The 16,853-nt window shown below is 64.8% G+C and carries 14 protein-coding genes and 1 pseudogene; 7 read left to right on the forward strand and 8 right to left on the reverse strand.

What is annotated here, in order from left to right:
* Positions 1-74: 74 nt before the first annotated feature.
* Together AUL31_RS12490 and AUL31_RS12495 are read left to right on the forward strand one after the other, a co-directional pair.
* The gene (locus tag AUL31_RS12490) at positions 75-668 is read left to right on the forward strand and encodes an ABC-type transport auxiliary lipoprotein family protein (RefSeq protein WP_060606961.1); all 594 of its coding nucleotides are present in this window, start codon (positions 75-77) and stop codon (positions 666-668) included.
* Positions 669-700: 32 nt separating this feature from the next.
* Entirely contained in the window at positions 701-1,606 is a 906-nt protein-coding gene (locus AUL31_RS12495) for an NAD(P)-dependent oxidoreductase (protein ID WP_060606929.1), read from the forward strand.
* Between the two features lie 79 nt (positions 1,607-1,685).
* Here the strand turns inward: AUL31_RS12495 and AUL31_RS12500 are convergent, their stop codons facing one another.
* Entirely contained in the window at positions 1,686-8,162 is a 6,477-nt protein-coding gene (locus AUL31_RS12500; protein WP_060606931.1) for an apolipoprotein A-IV repeat region-like domain-containing protein, read from the reverse strand.
* A 411-nt stretch (positions 8,163-8,573) separates the two neighbouring features.
* On the opposite strand from AUL31_RS12500, the gene AUL31_RS12505 reads away from it, so the two are divergent.
* Both AUL31_RS12505 and AUL31_RS12510 read left to right on the forward strand, forming a co-directional pair.
* Complete coding sequence (locus AUL31_RS12505) at positions 8,574-8,957, forward strand: hypothetical protein (RefSeq protein ID WP_073469309.1); 384 nt, start codon at positions 8,574-8,576, stop codon at positions 8,955-8,957.
* 55 nt (positions 8,958-9,012) lie between these two features.
* Entirely contained in the window at positions 9,013-9,333 is a 321-nt protein-coding gene (locus tag AUL31_RS12510; RefSeq protein ID WP_060606937.1) for a 2Fe-2S iron-sulfur cluster-binding protein, read from the forward strand.
* 12 nt (positions 9,334-9,345) lie between these two features.
* Here the strand turns inward: AUL31_RS12510 and AUL31_RS12515 are convergent, their stop codons facing one another.
* Complete coding sequence (locus AUL31_RS12515) at positions 9,346-9,951, reverse strand: DUF922 domain-containing Zn-dependent protease (protein ID WP_060606940.1); 606 nt, start codon at positions 9,949-9,951, stop codon at positions 9,346-9,348.
* A 126-nt stretch (positions 9,952-10,077) separates the two neighbouring features.
* Between AUL31_RS12515 and folP the strand changes: the two genes are divergently transcribed.
* Entirely contained in the window at positions 10,078-10,938 is an 861-nt protein-coding gene (gene folP / locus AUL31_RS12520) for a dihydropteroate synthase (protein WP_060606943.1), read from the forward strand.
* Positions 10,935-11,438, forward strand: coding sequence for a 2-amino-4-hydroxy-6-hydroxymethyldihydropteridine diphosphokinase (gene folK / locus AUL31_RS12525; protein WP_060606945.1), 504 nt, complete (start codon positions 10,935-10,937; stop codon positions 11,436-11,438). The genes folP and folK overlap by 4 nt, the downstream gene beginning before the upstream one ends.
* Before the next feature lie 39 nt (positions 11,439-11,477).
* On the opposite strand, the gene AUL31_RS20340 is transcribed toward folK, so the two are convergent.
* The 5 genes from AUL31_RS20340 to AUL31_RS12545 form a co-directional block, all read right to left on the reverse strand.
* On the reverse strand, positions 11,478-12,035 hold the full coding sequence (locus AUL31_RS20340; protein ID WP_143190242.1) for a lysozyme inhibitor LprI family protein: 558 nt from the start codon (positions 12,033-12,035) through the stop codon (positions 11,478-11,480).
* Between the two features lie 82 nt (positions 12,036-12,117).
* Entirely contained in the window at positions 12,118-12,594 is a 477-nt protein-coding gene (locus AUL31_RS12530) for a hypothetical protein (RefSeq protein ID WP_232415148.1), read from the reverse strand.
* A gap of 102 nt (positions 12,595-12,696) precedes the next feature.
* Complete coding sequence (locus tag AUL31_RS12535) at positions 12,697-13,758, reverse strand: YcjF family protein (protein ID WP_060606950.1); 1,062 nt, start codon at positions 13,756-13,758, stop codon at positions 12,697-12,699.
* Positions 13,755-15,203 (reverse strand): YcjX family GTP-binding protein, encoded by a 1,449-nt coding sequence (locus AUL31_RS12540; RefSeq protein ID WP_060606952.1) that lies wholly within the window; start codon positions 15,201-15,203, stop codon positions 13,755-13,757. Before AUL31_RS12540 ends, AUL31_RS12535 begins: the two co-directional genes overlap by 4 nt.
* Before the next feature lie 61 nt (positions 15,204-15,264).
* Complete coding sequence (locus AUL31_RS12545) at positions 15,265-15,777, reverse strand: SixA phosphatase family protein (RefSeq protein ID WP_060606955.1); 513 nt, start codon at positions 15,775-15,777, stop codon at positions 15,265-15,267.
* Between the two features lie 201 nt (positions 15,778-15,978).
* Here AUL31_RS12545 and dksA point away from each other — a divergent pair, with 201 nt between their 5' ends.
* Complete coding sequence (gene dksA, locus AUL31_RS12550; RefSeq protein WP_060606958.1) at positions 15,979-16,395, forward strand: RNA polymerase-binding protein DksA; 417 nt, start codon at positions 15,979-15,981, stop codon at positions 16,393-16,395.
* Positions 16,396-16,495: 100 nt separating this feature from the next.
* On the opposite strand, the pseudogene AUL31_RS20510 reads toward dksA, so the two are convergent.
* Positions 16,496-16,853, reverse strand: a pseudogene (locus tag AUL31_RS20510) (hypothetical protein); the annotation flags it as partial.

The raw sequence follows: 16,853 nt of genomic DNA on the forward strand, positions 1-16,853 counted from the left end.
GGCGGGAGTGGGTCGGGGCAGGTGCGTGAGTTCGACGGGCGGAACCGCCGATGACGATTGGGGAGACACGGACGATGACGCTTTTTGCCAGATCGCTGCTTCCGGCGGCGCTTGCCGCGACGTTGGCCGGCTGCGCGTCGCTTTCACCGCCGCCGCAGACCTTCGACCTTTCGGCGCCCGCCGGGGTCGGCGGCTCGGCGCGTGTCCAGCGCTCGCAGATCCTCGTTCCCGAGCCGACCACGACAGGCACGCTGGACAGCGAGCGGATCGTGGTCATGCCGGCGCCATTGACGGTCGAGTATCTCGGCCAGAGCCAGTGGAGCGACAGGCTGCCGCGCCTGGTGCAGCTTCGCCTCGTCCAGGCCTTCCAGAATTCCGGCCGCTTCAGCGCCGTGGGCGTGCCGGGCCAGGGCCTGGCCATCGACTACCAGGTCGTCACGAATATCCGGAATTTCGAAATATCCTACGAGACCGGGCAGCCCGTCGCCAAGATCGCCATCGCCGTCACCGCGCTCGATGACAAGACGGGCTCGGTGCGCTCCACCCGCGTCTTCACGGTGGCCGAGCCCATTGCCGGCCAGGGCAATGCGGCGCTGATCGCGGGTCTGAACGGCGCCTTCGAGCGGATCTCGGCAGAAATCGTGGGGTGGTTCGCGCGGGTCGCCTGAACGGAAAGCGTCATTTTGAGGGAGGAAACGGAATGACGACAGACGACAAGAACCAGACGATCGGCTTTATCGGCCTTGGCTACATGGGCCATGGCATGGCCAAGAACATTGTGGAGCGCGGCTACCCGCTCGTCGGCCTGGCCAACCGCAAGCGCGAGGCGATCGAGGATCTTGTCGCGCGCGGTGCGCGCGAAGCCGGCTCCGTGGCCGATCTTGCGCGGCAGTGCGACGTGATCGTGCTGTGCCTGCCGGGCTCGCCGCAGGTCGAGGATACGGTCCTGGGCGATGACGGCATTCTGGCCCATGCACGCCCCGGCACGACGATCATCGACTCGTCCACCTCCAACCCCGTGTCCACGCGCCGCATCGCCGCCTTGGCGGTGGCTGCCGGCCTTCGCTTCGCCGATGCTCCGCTCAGCCGCACGCCGGTCGAGGCCTGGGCCGGTACGCTGGATTCCATGGTGGGGGCGGATGACGAGACGTTCGAGCATATCCGCCCGATCGTCGATTGCTGGTCCGGCCGCATCGTACGCACGGGCGATGTCGCTTCGGGCCATACGATGAAGCTGCTCAACAATTTCGTTTCGCTGGGCTACGCCGCACTCTACGCAGAGGCGCTGGCCATCGGGGCGAAATCCGGTGTCTCGGCGCAGACCTTTCATGAGGTCATCAGTGGCGGACGCATGGATTGCGGCTTCTACCAGACCTTCATGAAATACGTTGTCGGGGGCGACCGCGAGGCCCACAAATTCACCCTGCGCAACGCGCACAAGGATACGCGTTACCTGGTGTCGCTGGCCAACGAGAGCGGCGTCGCAAGCCATGTGTCCAGCGCGGTGAAAAACTCCTACGCCACGGCGGAGGCCATCGGGCGCGGCGACGACTTCGTACCGTTCCTTGCCGATATCGTGGCCGAGCTGAACGGTGTGAAACGCTAGGCGACTGCTGCAAAAGTAGCCGATACGAAAAAAGGCCCCCGCCATTCTCTGGCGGGGGCCTTTTTCATGCGCAGTGGCCTCAGTTCTGGCCGAAGCGGCCGGAGGCGTGGGCCAGCATGGTGTAGACCTTGCCCGTATCCGACGTCAGGTATTCACGCACCCGCTGGCCATCCGGCTCGCGCTTGCGCAGGTCGTTCATCATCGATTCGAAATCGCCGATATAGCGATCCACCGCATGACGGAACTCCTGCTCGCGATGGTACTTGCGGCGGATCTCGTCGAAGGTTTCCTGGCCCTTCATCGTGTAGAGGCGGCGCGTGAAGGCGTTCTTCTCGCCACGGCGATACTTGTCCCAAAGCTCGACCGAGGCGTCATGGTCGATAGCCCTGACGATCTCGACCGAGAGTGAGTTCAAGGATTCGACGACATGGGCGGGGTTGCGCGCCGCCGGCGCAGCCTGTTCCGGCTGGTCGGCTTCGAAGGCGGCGGTCAGCGCAGATTCTAGCTCGTCCGACTGGGCTGCCGCAGCGGCCTCTTCCTCGGCGGAGGCACGGCGGATCAGATCGGACACCCAGCTACGGCCCTTCGCGGCGCCGGCGGCCGGTGCGGCCGGACGGGCAGGATAGGCACTCTCCACAGGGCGTACGGGCTCTACCGTGCCACGCATGTCGCGTGCAAGATTGCCCTCTGCCTGGAACGAGCCGACGGCGCGGCGCTCCTGCTGCTCTTCCTGTGCACGGGCCTGCACGCGCGGTTCGGCAACCGGCTGCTGACGCGGAGCCGCCACGGCCTCACGCTGCGGCTGTGCTGCCTGCTGCGGTGCGCGGGCGGGACGTACATCCAGCGCGCGGCCCGATTGCGAGACGATCTCTCCCAGTTCCTTGAGCGCGCGGATCTGGTCGGAGACCGCGCGGCGCATGGCCTGCGTGCTCTGCTTGGCTTCCTCGGGCAGTTCGAAAACGCCGCGCTTGAGTTCCTGCCGGGTCGAGTCCAGCTCTTCCTTGAGGCCGGATGCGGTATGCCGCATCTCTTCGGTGGCCTGCATGAAGCGGCGGTTAGCGTCGTCCAGCGCACTGGCCAGCGCCTCGCGCACCTTGTCCACGGCGGTGGCGGAGTTGCGCTGCGTCGCCTCTATGCGGCGGCTGACGATCTCTTCCAGGCCGCGCACCGTCTCGGCAATCTCGCCCGAGCGTTCCGACAGGCCCTTGGCGAGGGCTTCCAGGCCTTCGCGCTTTTCCTGCAGAGAATGGTCCACGCCGGTCTGCAACTGCTCCAGAAGCCGGGCGGCTTCCTGCAGAACGTCGCTCTGCTCCGCGAGGCGGCCTGCGATGGCTTCCACGCGTCCGGCGGATTCCGTCGACAGGACATCCAGCTTCTGGATGTTGTCGTCGAAACGGCTGCTGGAATTCTCGATCACCGACACCGCCTTGTCGGTGCCGCTGGTGAAGCGATCGGCGGTTTCGGTAAAGGTCTTCTCCACGGCCGACAATTCGCCGGTGGCCTCGCCGACCAGCTTGCCCAGCATGCCGCTGACATTGCCGATGCGCTGGATCAACTGGCCAACCTCGAGCACCAGGTTTTCCTGGGCATCGGTGACGACGCCGGCGGCATCCTGCGTGCGGCGCTCGAGTTCGCCGGCAACCTGCGAGGAGGACGAGGAGATTTCCTCGACCAGCTTGTGGGCGTGCCGTGTGAAGGAAGCCAGAAGGGCGGCGTTTTCCTGCTGCAGGCGCTCGGCCGCGCTGCGGGCGCTTTCGCCGATGGAGGCCGCCAGGCTGTTGCCATCTTCCGAAAGACGGTCGAGCAGGGGCCGTGCTTCCTCGTCGAGCAGGCGGGCAATTTCGGCGTTGCGACGCCCGAGCATCTCTTCCAGTTCCTGGACACGCTCGGCGAAGGCCGCGCCAAGGTCGGCCGCACGGCCGGCAAGCGCCGTCTCGTTGGCCTCCACCCTGCGGGTCAGTTCTTCGGCAAAGGCGCTGGTGGCGTCGAAGACCTGATCGCGCGCACGGTCCGCCTCGAGCCGGATGGCGGTCGAGACACCGGCCAGCGCGGTTGAGATGTCGCCCGTGTTGCTGAGCAGGATTTCGTGTGCCTGGCGCGCGTCGTCGACCAGCTTTGTGGAAATGAAGCGCGAGGTTTCCTCGGCTTCGCCGCGCAGCGTGCCGCCCACCTTGCCGATCTCCTGGCCGATGGATGCGGCAAGACCGTCCATGAAGGTGGCGAAGTCCCGGGTGCGCTCGTCAAGGTCGTTGCGCAGCGTTTGCGCACGCCCATCCATGGTTTCCATGGCGTCGGCAATGCCGTCCAGCATCTTCGACGCGCCGTCGCCCAGCGTCTCGCGGGCCTCGGCGGCGATGGCGCGGACGCGCTCGGCCACCTTGTCCATGTCGCCCGTCATATCGACGGACTGCTCGGCCAGATCGCGGCGGATCGCCTCGACCTTCTGGTTGAGCATGCGGGCGGCTTCTTCCACGCCCTGCGCCATCTGGCGCGCATTTTGCGAAAGCGAGTCGCGCGAGGCGCCTCCGACATCCGTCAGCATCGCCCCTGCGGAGCGGATGGTTTCGGCCAGTGCCCCGGCTTCCTCGGCGAGCTGGCCGCGAGCGCTTTCGGTTTCGACGCGGAACTGCCCGGCCAGGGAGTCGAGGCTCTGGACGAATTCGCCGGCCATCGAGGCAAGCTTCTCGCGGGCGCTTTCGGCCTCCGTGCGCATGGCAAGCGAAGCGCCGGCCAGATGCGTGACGAACTGCTGATTGTCTCCGGTAAGGCTCTGGCGTGTTTCCTCGGCCGTCGTGCGCAGGCGTCCGGTGGCTGCTTCCACTTCGGCAGCAAGGCGCTCCAGCTCGCCGGACAGGCGGGAATGGGCTTCCTCGCTCGAGGCGGCCAGCGCGGCGCCGAGTTGTTCGACGCTTGTGGTGAAGCGGCTTGCCTGCTCGTCCAGCTCGCCGCGGGCGGCGGAAGCATCGCGGATCATCTGGCCGGTCGCGCCCAGGATGGAGTCGCGCACGGCCTCGGCAATCTGCGTCGTGCGGCCGGTGAGCGTCTTTTCCACATTGGCAAGGCCGCGATCCAGCGTCTCCGACATGGAGGCTGTCCGCTCCTCGAAGAAGCTGTTGATGTTGTCCGTGCCGGCGGCAAGGACCGTCTCGAACTCGCGCTGGCGGTTTTCCAGCGCCTTGCCCAGCCGCTCGTCCGCTTCCGAGAAGGCGGCGCGCAGTTCGGCGACACGCTCGTCGAGCGTCTGTGCGATATCGGCATTGTTGCGCGACAGCTCTGTCGACAACAGCGAGGCCTTTTCGTCCAGATCGGCGAAGAAGCTGGAGTTGGAGCCGTCGAACAGGCTGCGGATGGCGGAGAGCCGCTCATCCAGCCCCTGCATGAAGCCGCCCTTCAGATCGCCGCCGGCGCTGCGAAGCTGCGCCGTACGGGCCTCGATCCCGGACATGAGCGTTTGCAAGGCCGTCTCGATATCGCCCACGGCCTGTGCCGCCGAGCTTTCGACGCCGGCCGCGAAATTGCGGTTGCCGTCCTCCAGGTCGCGGGCCAGCGAGCCGGCCGAGCGGTCGATATCAGCAAGCAGGCTTTGGCGGGAGGCTTCCACCGTATCGCGCAGGAGCTCCACCTTGGCGCCGAGTTCCGCAACGACACCGTCGAACATGCCGTCGAAGCCGGCTTCCAGGCGGACCGCATGTTCTGCCAACTTGTCGGACAGGGCCTGCCTGTCATCCTCGGAGCGCACCAAAGCCGCCTCGAGCCGGCGGATGGCGTCGATGTCGATGGCGTGGCTCTGCTTCTCGAGGGTTTCGATGATGCGGCGCCCGGCCGTTTCCAGTGCTTCCTCGCCACCGGACATGCTGCGTGCGATCTCGTCCGAGATGGCGCGGGCACGGGTATCCATGTTCTCGTAGAGGCGCGTCGCTTCGCCGTCGAGCGAGGCGGCGAGGGATTTGGCGCCTTCCTCGATGAAGAGGGTGATGGCGTTGCGGCGCTCGTCCAGCAGCGAGGCGATGAGGCCGATGCGCTGCTCCAGCCCGCTTTCCAGAAGTTCGCGGTTTTCCTCGACCAGGTTGATGATCTCGCGCGAGCGCTCCCCGATCTTGTCGGCAAGCACTTCCGTCTTGCCCTCGAAGCCGCGCATCAGGCGACCGTCGACATCTTCCAGCAGCATGGCCAGGCGGTCGACATTGCGGTCGATGGCGCCGGTCAATGCGTTGCTGTGCTGGTCGAGCGTCGAGACCATCGTCTCGCGCGCGGTGGCAAGCGAGGTGTCGAGGCCCGAGACGCGTTCCGAAAGCGTGGCTGTGATAAGCTCCACCCGCTCGCCGATCCGGCCGGCAAGCTGGCGCGACCGGTCGTCGAAATCGTCCAGCATCCGCGCGTCCAGGCTGGCCAGCAGCTCGGACAGTTTTTCGGTGCCGGTTTCGATGGATGTCGTCACCGCTGCGCTGCGCTCTTCCATGGCGGAGGACAGCGTCTGCTGTGCGAAGGCCAGGGAGGTTTCGATGTCGCTGATGCGCTCCACCGCCAGCATATCGAACTGGCCGGTGCGCTCGTCGAACAGAGCCTGGATTTCGCCCGACCGCTTCTCGAACACGGCCTCGGCGCGCGACAAGGCGTCCGAAGCGCGCGCCGCGAAGCTGGCCTGGCCATCGGCAAAGGCGCGGCCCAGCTTTTCGCTTTCCTCGGTGACGGAGCGGCCGATGCGCTCCGCGCCGCCGGCAAGCGAAGCGTCCATCCGCTCGATGGAGCTTTCGATCGCGCCGACATGCTGGCCGAGAGACTCCACAAGGGGTTGGCCCTGTCGGTCGAGTACGGCTTCCAGATGGACGAGGCGCTGCTCGAACCGCTCGAGGATGTCCTCGCCCTTGCCCTCCAGCAGGAGAGAGGTGCGGAGCATCTTTTCGTCGAAACGGTCGTCGACCATGGCCAGGAAGCGATCGACCTCATGGTTGAGGACGCCGAGGCGCTCTTCCATGGAGCTGGTAATGCGGGCAGTGAAGCCTGCTTCCTCGGCGCTGATCTGATCTGCTTTCTCTGCAAGCAGCGCTTCCAGCGAGGACAGGAAGAGGGTGTTGTCCACCGTCCAGCTTTCGGACCCGACACGCAGCGCCTCTCCGATCCGCTCGTTGGCACTGGTGATCGCGTTGTGGACCCTGTCGCTCAGCTCGGTGGCGCCGCGCGTCAGCTCTTCAGCACGCCGCTCCAGCTCGCCCGACCGTTCCTCGATCAGGCGGTTCACGGCTTCGGTGGCCTGCTGCAGGCGCGAGCCGGCCTCATCGGCGGTGGAGGCGATCCGCCGCGCCAGTTCCTCGCCCGTCGCATTCAGCGCCGATTGCGTGGACTGGCTCTGCTCTGTGAAGAAGTCGGCAAGCTGGCGACCCTGGTCTTCATAGCGGCGGGAAATCTCGTTGGTGCGATCGTCCAGAAGGGCGGTGAAGCTTTGCGCGGCGGCCTCGATGCGCTCAGCGGCGTGCTCGGACGCGCCTTCGACGTCGTTGGACAGGCGCTGATGCGAGCCGATCAGCAGCGCGCGCACCTGTTCGGCATGGTTCAGCATGGCATCGCGTTCAGAGCTCAACTCCCCGACCAGCCCGCGAACGCGCACCTCATTGTCGGCGAAGGTGCGTTCCAGCGCGGCGACCTCGTCGGCAATGCGCCGCTCCAGCGCGGCGATCTGATCGGCCGGCAGCACGGTGGCAGGCGTGGCAAAATCGGCCTGCCGCTGCTGGGCCGTATCGCCAAGGCGCAGGGCCACTTCCGCAAGGGAGCGGCTCATCAGTCGCAGATCCTGCATGCGACGGACCATGACGCCGAAGCCGAAGATCATGAAGGCCGGCAGTACCCCGCCGGCAATGAATGCAGCCGAGGCGTTCAAGGCGTTCTGGCCGGTCAGGCCCTGGCCGCCGAACAGCCCGAAGGCCGAAACGCTGGCAAGGCCAAGCCAGGCGATGCCGCCGAGGCCACCCAGCAGAACCGGGCGGCTGGAGGAGCGGCGATTGATCATTCCATCGGCCATGACGGGCGCGGAGCGCCGCTCGTCATTGGCCGCATTCTGCTGGTATGGCGGGGTTTCCACACGCGGACGCGAGGGCTCCGGGCGGTGGCGCGCGGCTCCGGCGGCGGCGCCGGCCGCAGCGGCCGTTCCGGCGACATAGGCGGGTGCGCCGACATCCAAGAGCCCGTCCTGATCGGTGATGGTGTCCGGTGCGTCCGGCCGGCTGGCGGCAACCGGCTCTATGTCGGACTCCCAGTCGAATTCGGCCAGTTCCTCGTCGAACACGCCGGGCGCTTCGTCGGCGGCGACGGAGGAGGCCTCGGCCTGCGCCTCCGGCTGGTGTTCGGAGAAGGCCGAGGCGGCCTCCTTTATGTTGCGGTCGAATTCATCGAAGACGAAGTCGAAATCGCCATCGTCCGCATCGGCGGCAGCGGCAGCACTGCCGACTGATCCACGCGGAGCGGGGGCTTCGTCGGAGAAATCGGCATCACGGAACGCTTGCTCGAGTTCCAGCTCGATCATCGCTTCGTCGGAAAGCTCGACCGTTTTGATCTTCGACATACTGCGCCGCCTTGCTTTGTGAATTCACATCCGCCCATCGGCCTCCCGGCTCGATGTACGAAACGGTCCCTTTCATCACGAAGCGCGCGAAAAAAGGGCAATACCGCGAGTCTATGGTAGAGAGCGCCCCCATCGTTGGGAACCGCAAAAGCGGCCGGGCTGCCCAAAGTCTGAACATAAGGTTAACGCCGCTCGCCAAAAGCCACCGATCCGGGCCCTCTCGCCTTATGCGTCAATGCGTTAGCCGTTACCGCCTTGTTTACCATTCCGCCAAGTCAGCACCCCCAGGGGGGATCCGGCCGCAAATCGGTCCGTTTTGACACGGCAGGATGAAGTCAAAGGCGATTTACCAAAAATTACAAGGGGGTGGCGCATGCTGCCTCATCGGGTCGCCGTCGAGGAAGTAGAACCATGACGCGTAGTGCCACTGCCCTGAAACGTTCCCCAACCGTGCCGGTCTTGCCGACGGAGCCGCGTCCATCGCGGACGCGTCCGGTCGATCTTGTCTTCCTGTCGCAGAAGACAGGCGGCGACAGGCAGATCGAGCGTGACGTGCTTGCGCTTCTGCGCTCTCAGGTTGCGTTGATCATCCAGCGTGCGCCGCATGCCACGCGCGACGAGGTGCGTCAGATGGCCTGCGCGATCCGGGGCGCCGGGCGCCATGTCGGCGCCTTCGCCGTTGCCGAAAGCGCGGCCGAACTTTGCCTCGCCGGCGACGACAGGTACGCCGCAGCCTACGCCATATTCATGGACGAACTTGCAACGACGGCACACTTTCTGAAATCGCTGGATTGATCCACCGCGCAAAGGGCCGTTGACACCGGCGCAAGCGCCGGTCCAAACCCATGCCATGACCGAGATCACCTTCGTTTCCCCTGACGGTACGCGCTATCCCGTCGAGGCTGCCGACGGCGCCAGCGCCATGCAGGCGGCCATTCGCCACGACATTCCCGGCATCGATGCCGATTGCGGCGGCGCATGCGCCTGTGCGACGTGCCATGTCTATGTCGACGCGGCTTTCGTCGGTTCGCTTCCAGGCCCCGAAGTTATGGAAGAGGACATGCTGGATTTTGCCTACGACGTCCGGCCCAATTCCCGGTTGTCGTGCCAGATCCGGATCGCGCCGGAGCTCGCGGGTCTGGTTCTGCACGTTCCAACCCGCCAGGGTTGAGGCGCCGGGCGTTCAGTCCGATCCGGCGCGCAGGCGGTCGCGCAACTGCCGTTTCAACCTGAAATCCATTTCGCGCGCTTCCTGCCGGTCAAAGGCCCGCTGTTCGCTTTCATGCTTGGCAAGATAACGCTGCGTCGTCGCCGCAACCGCATCTTCGAGCTGCTTGCAAGTGCGGCGGGTGCCGAGGTTGCGCACGGCCATCTCCATGCGCTTGACATAGGTGACGGCAATCTCGGCGTGCCGCTCTTCATGGCGTTTCACGTCGCGTTCCAGCGTCTCCCAGATCATCACCGTCTCCGGATCCGGCTTTCGCGGCTTCTTCCAGCGCGGAAGGATCACCTCGGCATCCAGCATGAAACGGGCATCGCCCAGCCGGCAGCCCGTGTCCGTCGGCACGTAGGTGACGTGGCCATCGAACGTAACGGAGGTTGCGCCGGGGTGGCCGGCATCGCCGCCGCCGGACAGCGGACCGTGGCGCGCCAGCGCGGCATCCAACTGCTCGAGCGTGCTGCCGGTGATTGTGAAATACGTGGTATGCACACGAATGTCGGCGGCGGTGGCGGGCAGGGCGCCGAGGGCAAGCGGCGCCGCTATCAGGAGTCCGAATGCTGTCTTCACGTATCGACTCCTGACGTGGCTTGCTGCATCACGCGCAAAAGTTAGCGCATCGAACCCTGGTTACGAAGCGCCGGGGTCCAAATGGGCGATCAGATTACCGGGATCGTTAATGGGGGGTGACGAAAAATGACGGTTCTGCCTCTGGAAAAACCTGTCTGGCATGTTGCGCACGGGCGCTCGCTCGACCTTTCGGGGCCTGCCCGCATCATGGGTATTCTCAACGTTACGCCGGACAGTTTTTCGGATGGCGGACGTTTTGGCGGAGATGTCGAACCGGCGGTCGATGCGGCACTGCAGATGGTGGAGCAGGGCGCGGACATTATCGACATCGGTGGGGAATCCACCCGGCCGGGCGCAACGCCCGTGACGCCGGAGCAAGAGCAGGCGCGTATCCTGCCCGTGATCGAGGCGTTGGTGCGCGCCAGCGACTGCCTCGTCTCTGTCGATACCTACCGCGCGCAAACGGCAGAGCGGGCGGTTGCCGCCGGCGCGCACATCATCAACGACGTGTTCGGCGCCCAGAAGCAGCCGGATATCGCCCATGTCGCGGCCCGGACAGGGGCCGGCATGTGCCTCATGCATACGGGACGCGAGCGCGAAAAGCTGCCCGACGTGATCGAGGATCAGTTCTTTTTCTACAATCGCTCCATCGAGATCGTCACGGCGGCGGGGGTGGAGCGTAGCCACCTGGTGTGGGACCCGGGGTTTGGCTTCGCCAAGGAGCGCGACGAAAACATGGCGCTGATGGCGCGCTTGAGCGAACTTGCGGCGCTGGGCCTTCCCTTGCTGGTGGGCACGTCCCGCAAGCGGTTCGTACGGGGCGCGATCGGCCGCGAAGACCCGGAGGCCGACATCGCCACGGCGGCCACCAGCGTTATCCTCCGCGAGCGGGGCGCGCGCATTTTCCGTGTGCACGCGGTGCAGGCGAACCGCGATGCGCTGCGCGTCGTGGATGCTGTCCTGGCTGCCGGGGCGGCGGCCGCATGACCCGGGCTCAGATCGGCCTTGGCGGCAATATGGGTGACCCTGCGGCGTCGATGGCAGAGGCCCTTCGCCTGCTCGACCGGACACAGGGGGTCAGCGTTACAAGGGCATCGCGCCTTTACCGCACGCCCCCATGGGGGAGGCTGGATCAGCCGGAATTTCTCAACGCCTGCGCAGACTTGGATGTCAGTCTTGAACCACAATCTTTGCTCGACCTGGCGCTTCAACTAGAGGCGCGGTTGAAGCGTGTGCGGGTGGAGCGATGGGGGCCGCGCACCATCGATATCGATGTGCTTGCCTATGGGCAGTCCAGCATCGAGACACCCACATTGACGTTGCCGCATCCACGCATCCGCGAGCGCGCCTTCGTACTGATGCCGCTGGCGGAACTTGCGCCGGACCTGATGATCGAAGGCCGGACCGTTCGCCATTGGCTGGCGCAACTGGATGTCTCGGGTATCGAGCCCGTCAGCGACGATGGCGAGTGGTGGCACCGCTTGTAGCGGCGCCACGCTATATTATCGCTTACCGCGGCCATTTATTCAGTTCCCAGTGATATCATTTAGAGAATATGAAAGATAATAGTACGTTAGAGCGCGAATTGCATAAGCATCTCGGCTGCAAATAAAACTCGCATCTCTTTGTGCGATACTGCCGTCAAGCCATCGTCCGGCATAGTAATCACAGTCTTTTGATTTAATCTCCGTCCAAGATTTGTGGGCATCCAGAAGTGAGACAACCAGATCAGGACGTTCTTTATTGTACGATATGAGGGAGCCGAAATACTCGTTCATCAAATGCTCCCAAGCGGTCAATTCTCGGTCACTGCATTGAATAGGGAGGATAGGCAGATCCATTTTATAACAACGATCGGTGACGATGCCGATACAGTGAGCTGTCTTCGGAAGCCGCTTGTCTGTTGTTTGGTCGAGACACGATTGGATCAACGCAAATTCGCTCTCGTCAGGAATCTTCGCCGCATCTTCCTCATTATTCGCGGTCGCAGCCGTCACAAGGGCCTGCAAGAGGAACACCGAGCATAAAAACGAACGCAAAACGACCCTCTCCACTCGAATCATATGAATGATATATACATTCATCAATATCGAAGGGAAAGTCGTTGTCGCGTTTTGGTTTCTTGCGTTGGTAGGCGACGATCCTGAAATCGCCCCTCTGGCCCGCTTAATCCTGCAGGGCGGTCTGGCGCACGGCGCCGTCGCGTTTCAGGACCATGCCGATCACGGGGACGAGTTCGCCGTCCACCTTGACGGAGATCGTGACGTTCAGCGCGTCGCCATCGTCCAGCCGGGCCACCATCGCTCCGTTTAGCTGCTTGCGGTCGAGGCCGAACACCATCCGGTCGCCCTCGATGACACCGGACACGATATCGAGGCCGGCACCCTTGGCGCCGTCCAGGAACGCGCCCTTGTAGGTGCGCCCGTCATGCGTGACGCGGGCCGACATCTTCTGCGAGAACAGGCCGACGCGGCAGCTACCATCGAGCTGCATGGCGGAAGGCGCCTTTTCGGTGCCGCCCGCAAGATCGCAAGTGAACCGCGTGCCCTTGTACTTGCCGGCGACGATCTCGCCCGGGCCAACCCACCGCCCTCCGATCGTTTCCATGAAACCCTTGGAAGAGCCGGCGAAGGCGCCGCCCATGCCCGCCGTCAATGCAACGGCTAGCGAAACCCCGGCGATGGCGGTGCGGAACATGGTGAACCCTCGATGCAAGTTATCTGACGCGATAATCTCCGGTAAGGGTTAACCCTTCCTTTCCGGCGCGGTGTCCGTTGATGCGGCAAGCGCGCGCAGTATTGCGCCGACGCCCGGCCGCTCCACGCTCATGAAGGGCATCGGGCGGCAGATATCCATGGCCGACAGGCCCACCCGTGCCGTCAGAAGGCCATTGACCACGCCTTCACCCAGCTTGGCCGACAGCCTCTGGGCAAGGCCCTGGCCCAGAACCTGCTGCACCAGTCCGTCACCGAGCGCGATCGTGCCGGTGACGGCCAGATGCGCAAGCACGTCGCGCGTCAGCCGGATCAGGCCCAGCGTGCCGGGCCGTGCGCCATAAAGCTCGGACATGCGCCGGATCAGGCGGACCGTTTCGAAGAATACGAAGGCAAGGTCAACGATGGCCCGCGGGCTGACGGCGGTAACCACCGACACACGCTTGGCGGAAGCCAGAAGCAGGGCGCGGGCGCGCGCATCCAGCGGCGCCAGCAATTCGCGCTCGGCCAGTGCGATCCTGTCGCGGCCGTCGATGATCTCGTCTTTCCACTCGGCCAGCCGTTGCCGCCCGGCATAGGTATCGGCATGGGCGCCCAGCATGGAGGTCAGCCGCTCGGTTACCCTGATCGCTGCCGCTTCGTCATTGTCGTCGAATGCCTGTTGCGCATCGCGCCGCTCGCGCTCCACTAGGCGCAACCGCGATATGGCATGAAGCTCCCGAATGGCGACGCCCACCGCGCCGAGCACCAAGAGGGCGGAGGCTCCGGCCGCAACGTATCCAAGCCATTCCGCCCTTGCGAAGAAGTCGCGGATCAGGCTGTCGAGCGCCAGCCCGGTGGCCAGCGATACGACCATCCCAAGCCCCGCCATGAACACCTTGCCGAAGGTCAGGCGACGGCGGCGTGGCCGCATCACGGCCGGCGCTGCGTCGAGCGCGTCCAAAGCTTCCTGCTCCAACGCCTCGTCGGGCTCGATGGTGACAGAAGCCAGGTCGCGGAAACCGCGCGGGCTGCGCCCGGCCGGCTCCAAGACGGGTTGTGGAGCTGCCGGGTGCGCGAAACTGCGCGGGCTGCGGGGGCGATCATCGCTCATGCGAGGCGATCTCCGATCAGGAACTGCATTGCGCGGTCCAGCCTGATATGCGGCAGCGACAAGGTCAGGCCCCTGTCGTCACGTTCCAGACGGGGTGGGCGAAAGCGCACGAAGTTCAACGGGTCCGCCCTCCCGCCCTGATCGAACAGACGGTTGGGATCACGCGGGAGATCGCCCGGAAAGATCGCCGTTTCCGTGTGGCCGTCGAAGATTTCCCCGCCGATCCTTTCGCCCGCAAGAGGCGTTCCCACGATGACCGGCAGGCGCTCGCCGCCATCCTCGACGGTCGCTTCGCGTGTGGCGCGCACCGCCGCCATGGCAACGACCTCCGACTCCGCACCCGAAAACCTCGCGCGCTCCACGGCCGAGGCCACGATACGGCGCACGATGGCCTCCAGCCGCTTGTGACTTTCGCGGTGCAGATGATCGGCCTTGGTGGCGGCAACCAGAAGCCTGTCGATCCGCCGGGTCAGCAACCCGCCCAGCCAGCTTGCCCGCCCGGGGCGGAAGCAGGAGAGGATGTCCGCCAGCGCCGTTTCGAGATCCTGTACCGCTTCCGGGCCGGCGTTGATGGCCTGCAGCGCGTCGATCAAAATGATCTGCCGGTCCAGCCTTGCAAAATGATCGCGGAAGAAGGGCTTCACCACGACGCTCTTATAGGCTTCGTACCGGCGCGCGTGGACGGCGGCAAAGCTGTTTTTGGGCGCGGGCGCGCCGTCGGCCGGCAGCACCAGCGGCGCGAAGGTCAACGCCGGCGACCCTTCCAGATCACCCGGCATGAGGAAGCGGCCGGGCGGCAGTGTCGACAGGGCGGTGCCGTCTTCGCGGCAGCGGCGCAGATACTCGGTGAAGGCCATGCTCAGCCGCTGGCTTTCCATCTCCTGCGCCGGCGCCATCGGATCGAGCGCATCGACCAGCGCAAGGAAGGGTGCTGCCATCTCGGCCCGCGAGGGCAGGCGCGCACGCGCCAGGGATTCGGCCGAGAAGCTGGCGAAATCCTTGTCGAGCAAAGGCAGGTCGAGAAGCCATTCGCCGGGGTAGTCGACAATGTCGAGCGAGAGCTTGCCGGCCGAGAAAAGACGCGACCAGCCCGATGCCGATTGATACTCGATCGTCAGACGCAATTCGGAAATGGCCCGGGTGGATTGCGGCCAAAGCCGCTCTTCCACCATCGTGCGCACATGATCCTCGTACTGGAACCGCGGAACGGCATCGTCGGGCTGCTCCTCCAGGTAGGTGCGGCCGATGCGCCCTTCCGCCTGCGCCGAAAACACCGGCAGGCGGCCGGCATGCAGCAGATTGTGGACCAGCGCGGTGATGAAGACCGTCTTGCCGGCACGGGACAGCCCGGCAACTCCCAGCCGCAGCGTGGGGTGGAACAGTTCGGTTGCCCGGTCCGTCAGATTGTCGATGGCGTAAAGCGCCTCATCCATCAGGTTGGGCATCGGACCTCGAATGGCGGTGAAAATTCATCTCGGGCACAAGATAGGTATTCCTGGCGCCCTGTCACGGACGCGGCGGCATGAACAGCGAGGTGAGCTGGCCCGAACCTGCCGCAAACGTATCCTGTCCCTCAGGGACATCGATGCCGGCAAAACCGCCGGTAGCCAAACCGCGCGCCTGCAACTCCGCATGTCTGCCGGCATTCGGGCATAGCGCGAAGATGAACTCCTCCATGCCGGGATTGTGGCCGACGATCAGGCTGCCGTCGGGCACGCCGCCGCGCAGAAGATCGAAATAGGCCTCGGCCGGGGCCTCGTACAAATTGGGAGAGATGACGATTCGCGGATCGTCCGCCGCAATGCCGATCCGGGCCGCGGTCTCCATCGTGCGCACCGATGGCGACACGAAAACTGTGGAAAATCGGATCGCGCCACTGATTATTTTTGAGGCGATCTCCTGGGCCTGTGCCTGTCCACGGGCATCCAGCGGCCTGTCGAAATCGCGCTGGCCGGGAAGCGGCCTTGCCGCATGAAAGTGTCTGAGACAATAAAGGCGTGAGAATGGATCGGTCGACATGACGCCATCATGCCATTTTTCGGGGGCGCGGCAATCCGCCTGACGCCACCATCGCCCCCTGCGCCTCCCAGATTACAAAAAGGCCAGCATTTGCCTGTATTTATGGCAGCTACTTGACTTGGACATGCAACCTATTTGCACCTTGTAGCTACAAGTTTCCAAAGTTATAAGCAGCGCCTCGACGGTTAGAGAGGAAGCGAGATGAGCGAAACTCTGCACATCGGAGGCGATCTTCGGGAGGAGGAGCCTTTCATGAACGACCGTCAGCGGGATTATTTCCGGAAGAAGCTACTCGCCTGGAAGAGCGAGATCCTCCGCGAATCCCGTGAAACGCTCGAAGCGCTGGCAACCGAAAATCCAAACCTTGCCGATGCGGCCGACAGGGCCTCCTCGGAAACGGACAGGGCTATCGAATTGCGCGCGCGCGACCGCCAGAGAAAGCTGATCGCCAAGATCGATGCGGCTCTGCAGCGGATCGAAGACGGCACATACGGCTATTGCGAAGAGACGGGCGAGCCCATCAGCCTGAAGAGGCTGGATGCGCGTCCCATCGCGACGCTGTCGCTGGAGGCACAGGAGCGCCATGAACGGCGCGAGAAAGTGTACCGGGACGAATAGCCGGGTCTGCATCTCCCGAACCTGAAACGACAAAGGGGCCGGCATTGCCGGCCCCTTTGTCGTCTAGCTGGTGGTATCGCGCTGGAGTTGCGCGAGCCCCTCAGCGCTTTTCGGGCGGGTCCAGCGTGAAGTCGCGCAGGAGCGCGTCCATCTCTTCTTCCAGGCTCATCATCGCCGGCCTGTCCTGCGCGGGCTTCGTCGAAGGCTCCGGCTTGGCGGCAGGCTCGGCCGGCTCCAAAGGCGCGTCGTGGGCGACCGCAGCGGGGGGCGTGTCGATCTTTTCCTTCGACAGCTCCGCCATCAGCAACTGGTCGATATCGCCCTTGGCCGCCGTGTCATCTTTGGCAGATTCGACCGCCGTCACAGACTTGGCCTCCGGAGCGGCCGGGGCTGCCGGGGCGGCGGGTTTGGCTGCCGCCGCCGTGGAGGCGGCGCCCGCCGCGGCACCCAGCGGCGGG

It is taken from the genome of Aureimonas altamirensis, from assembly GCF_001463885.1.
GTDB lineage: Bacteria > Pseudomonadota > Alphaproteobacteria > Rhizobiales > Rhizobiaceae > Aureimonas > Aureimonas altamirensis.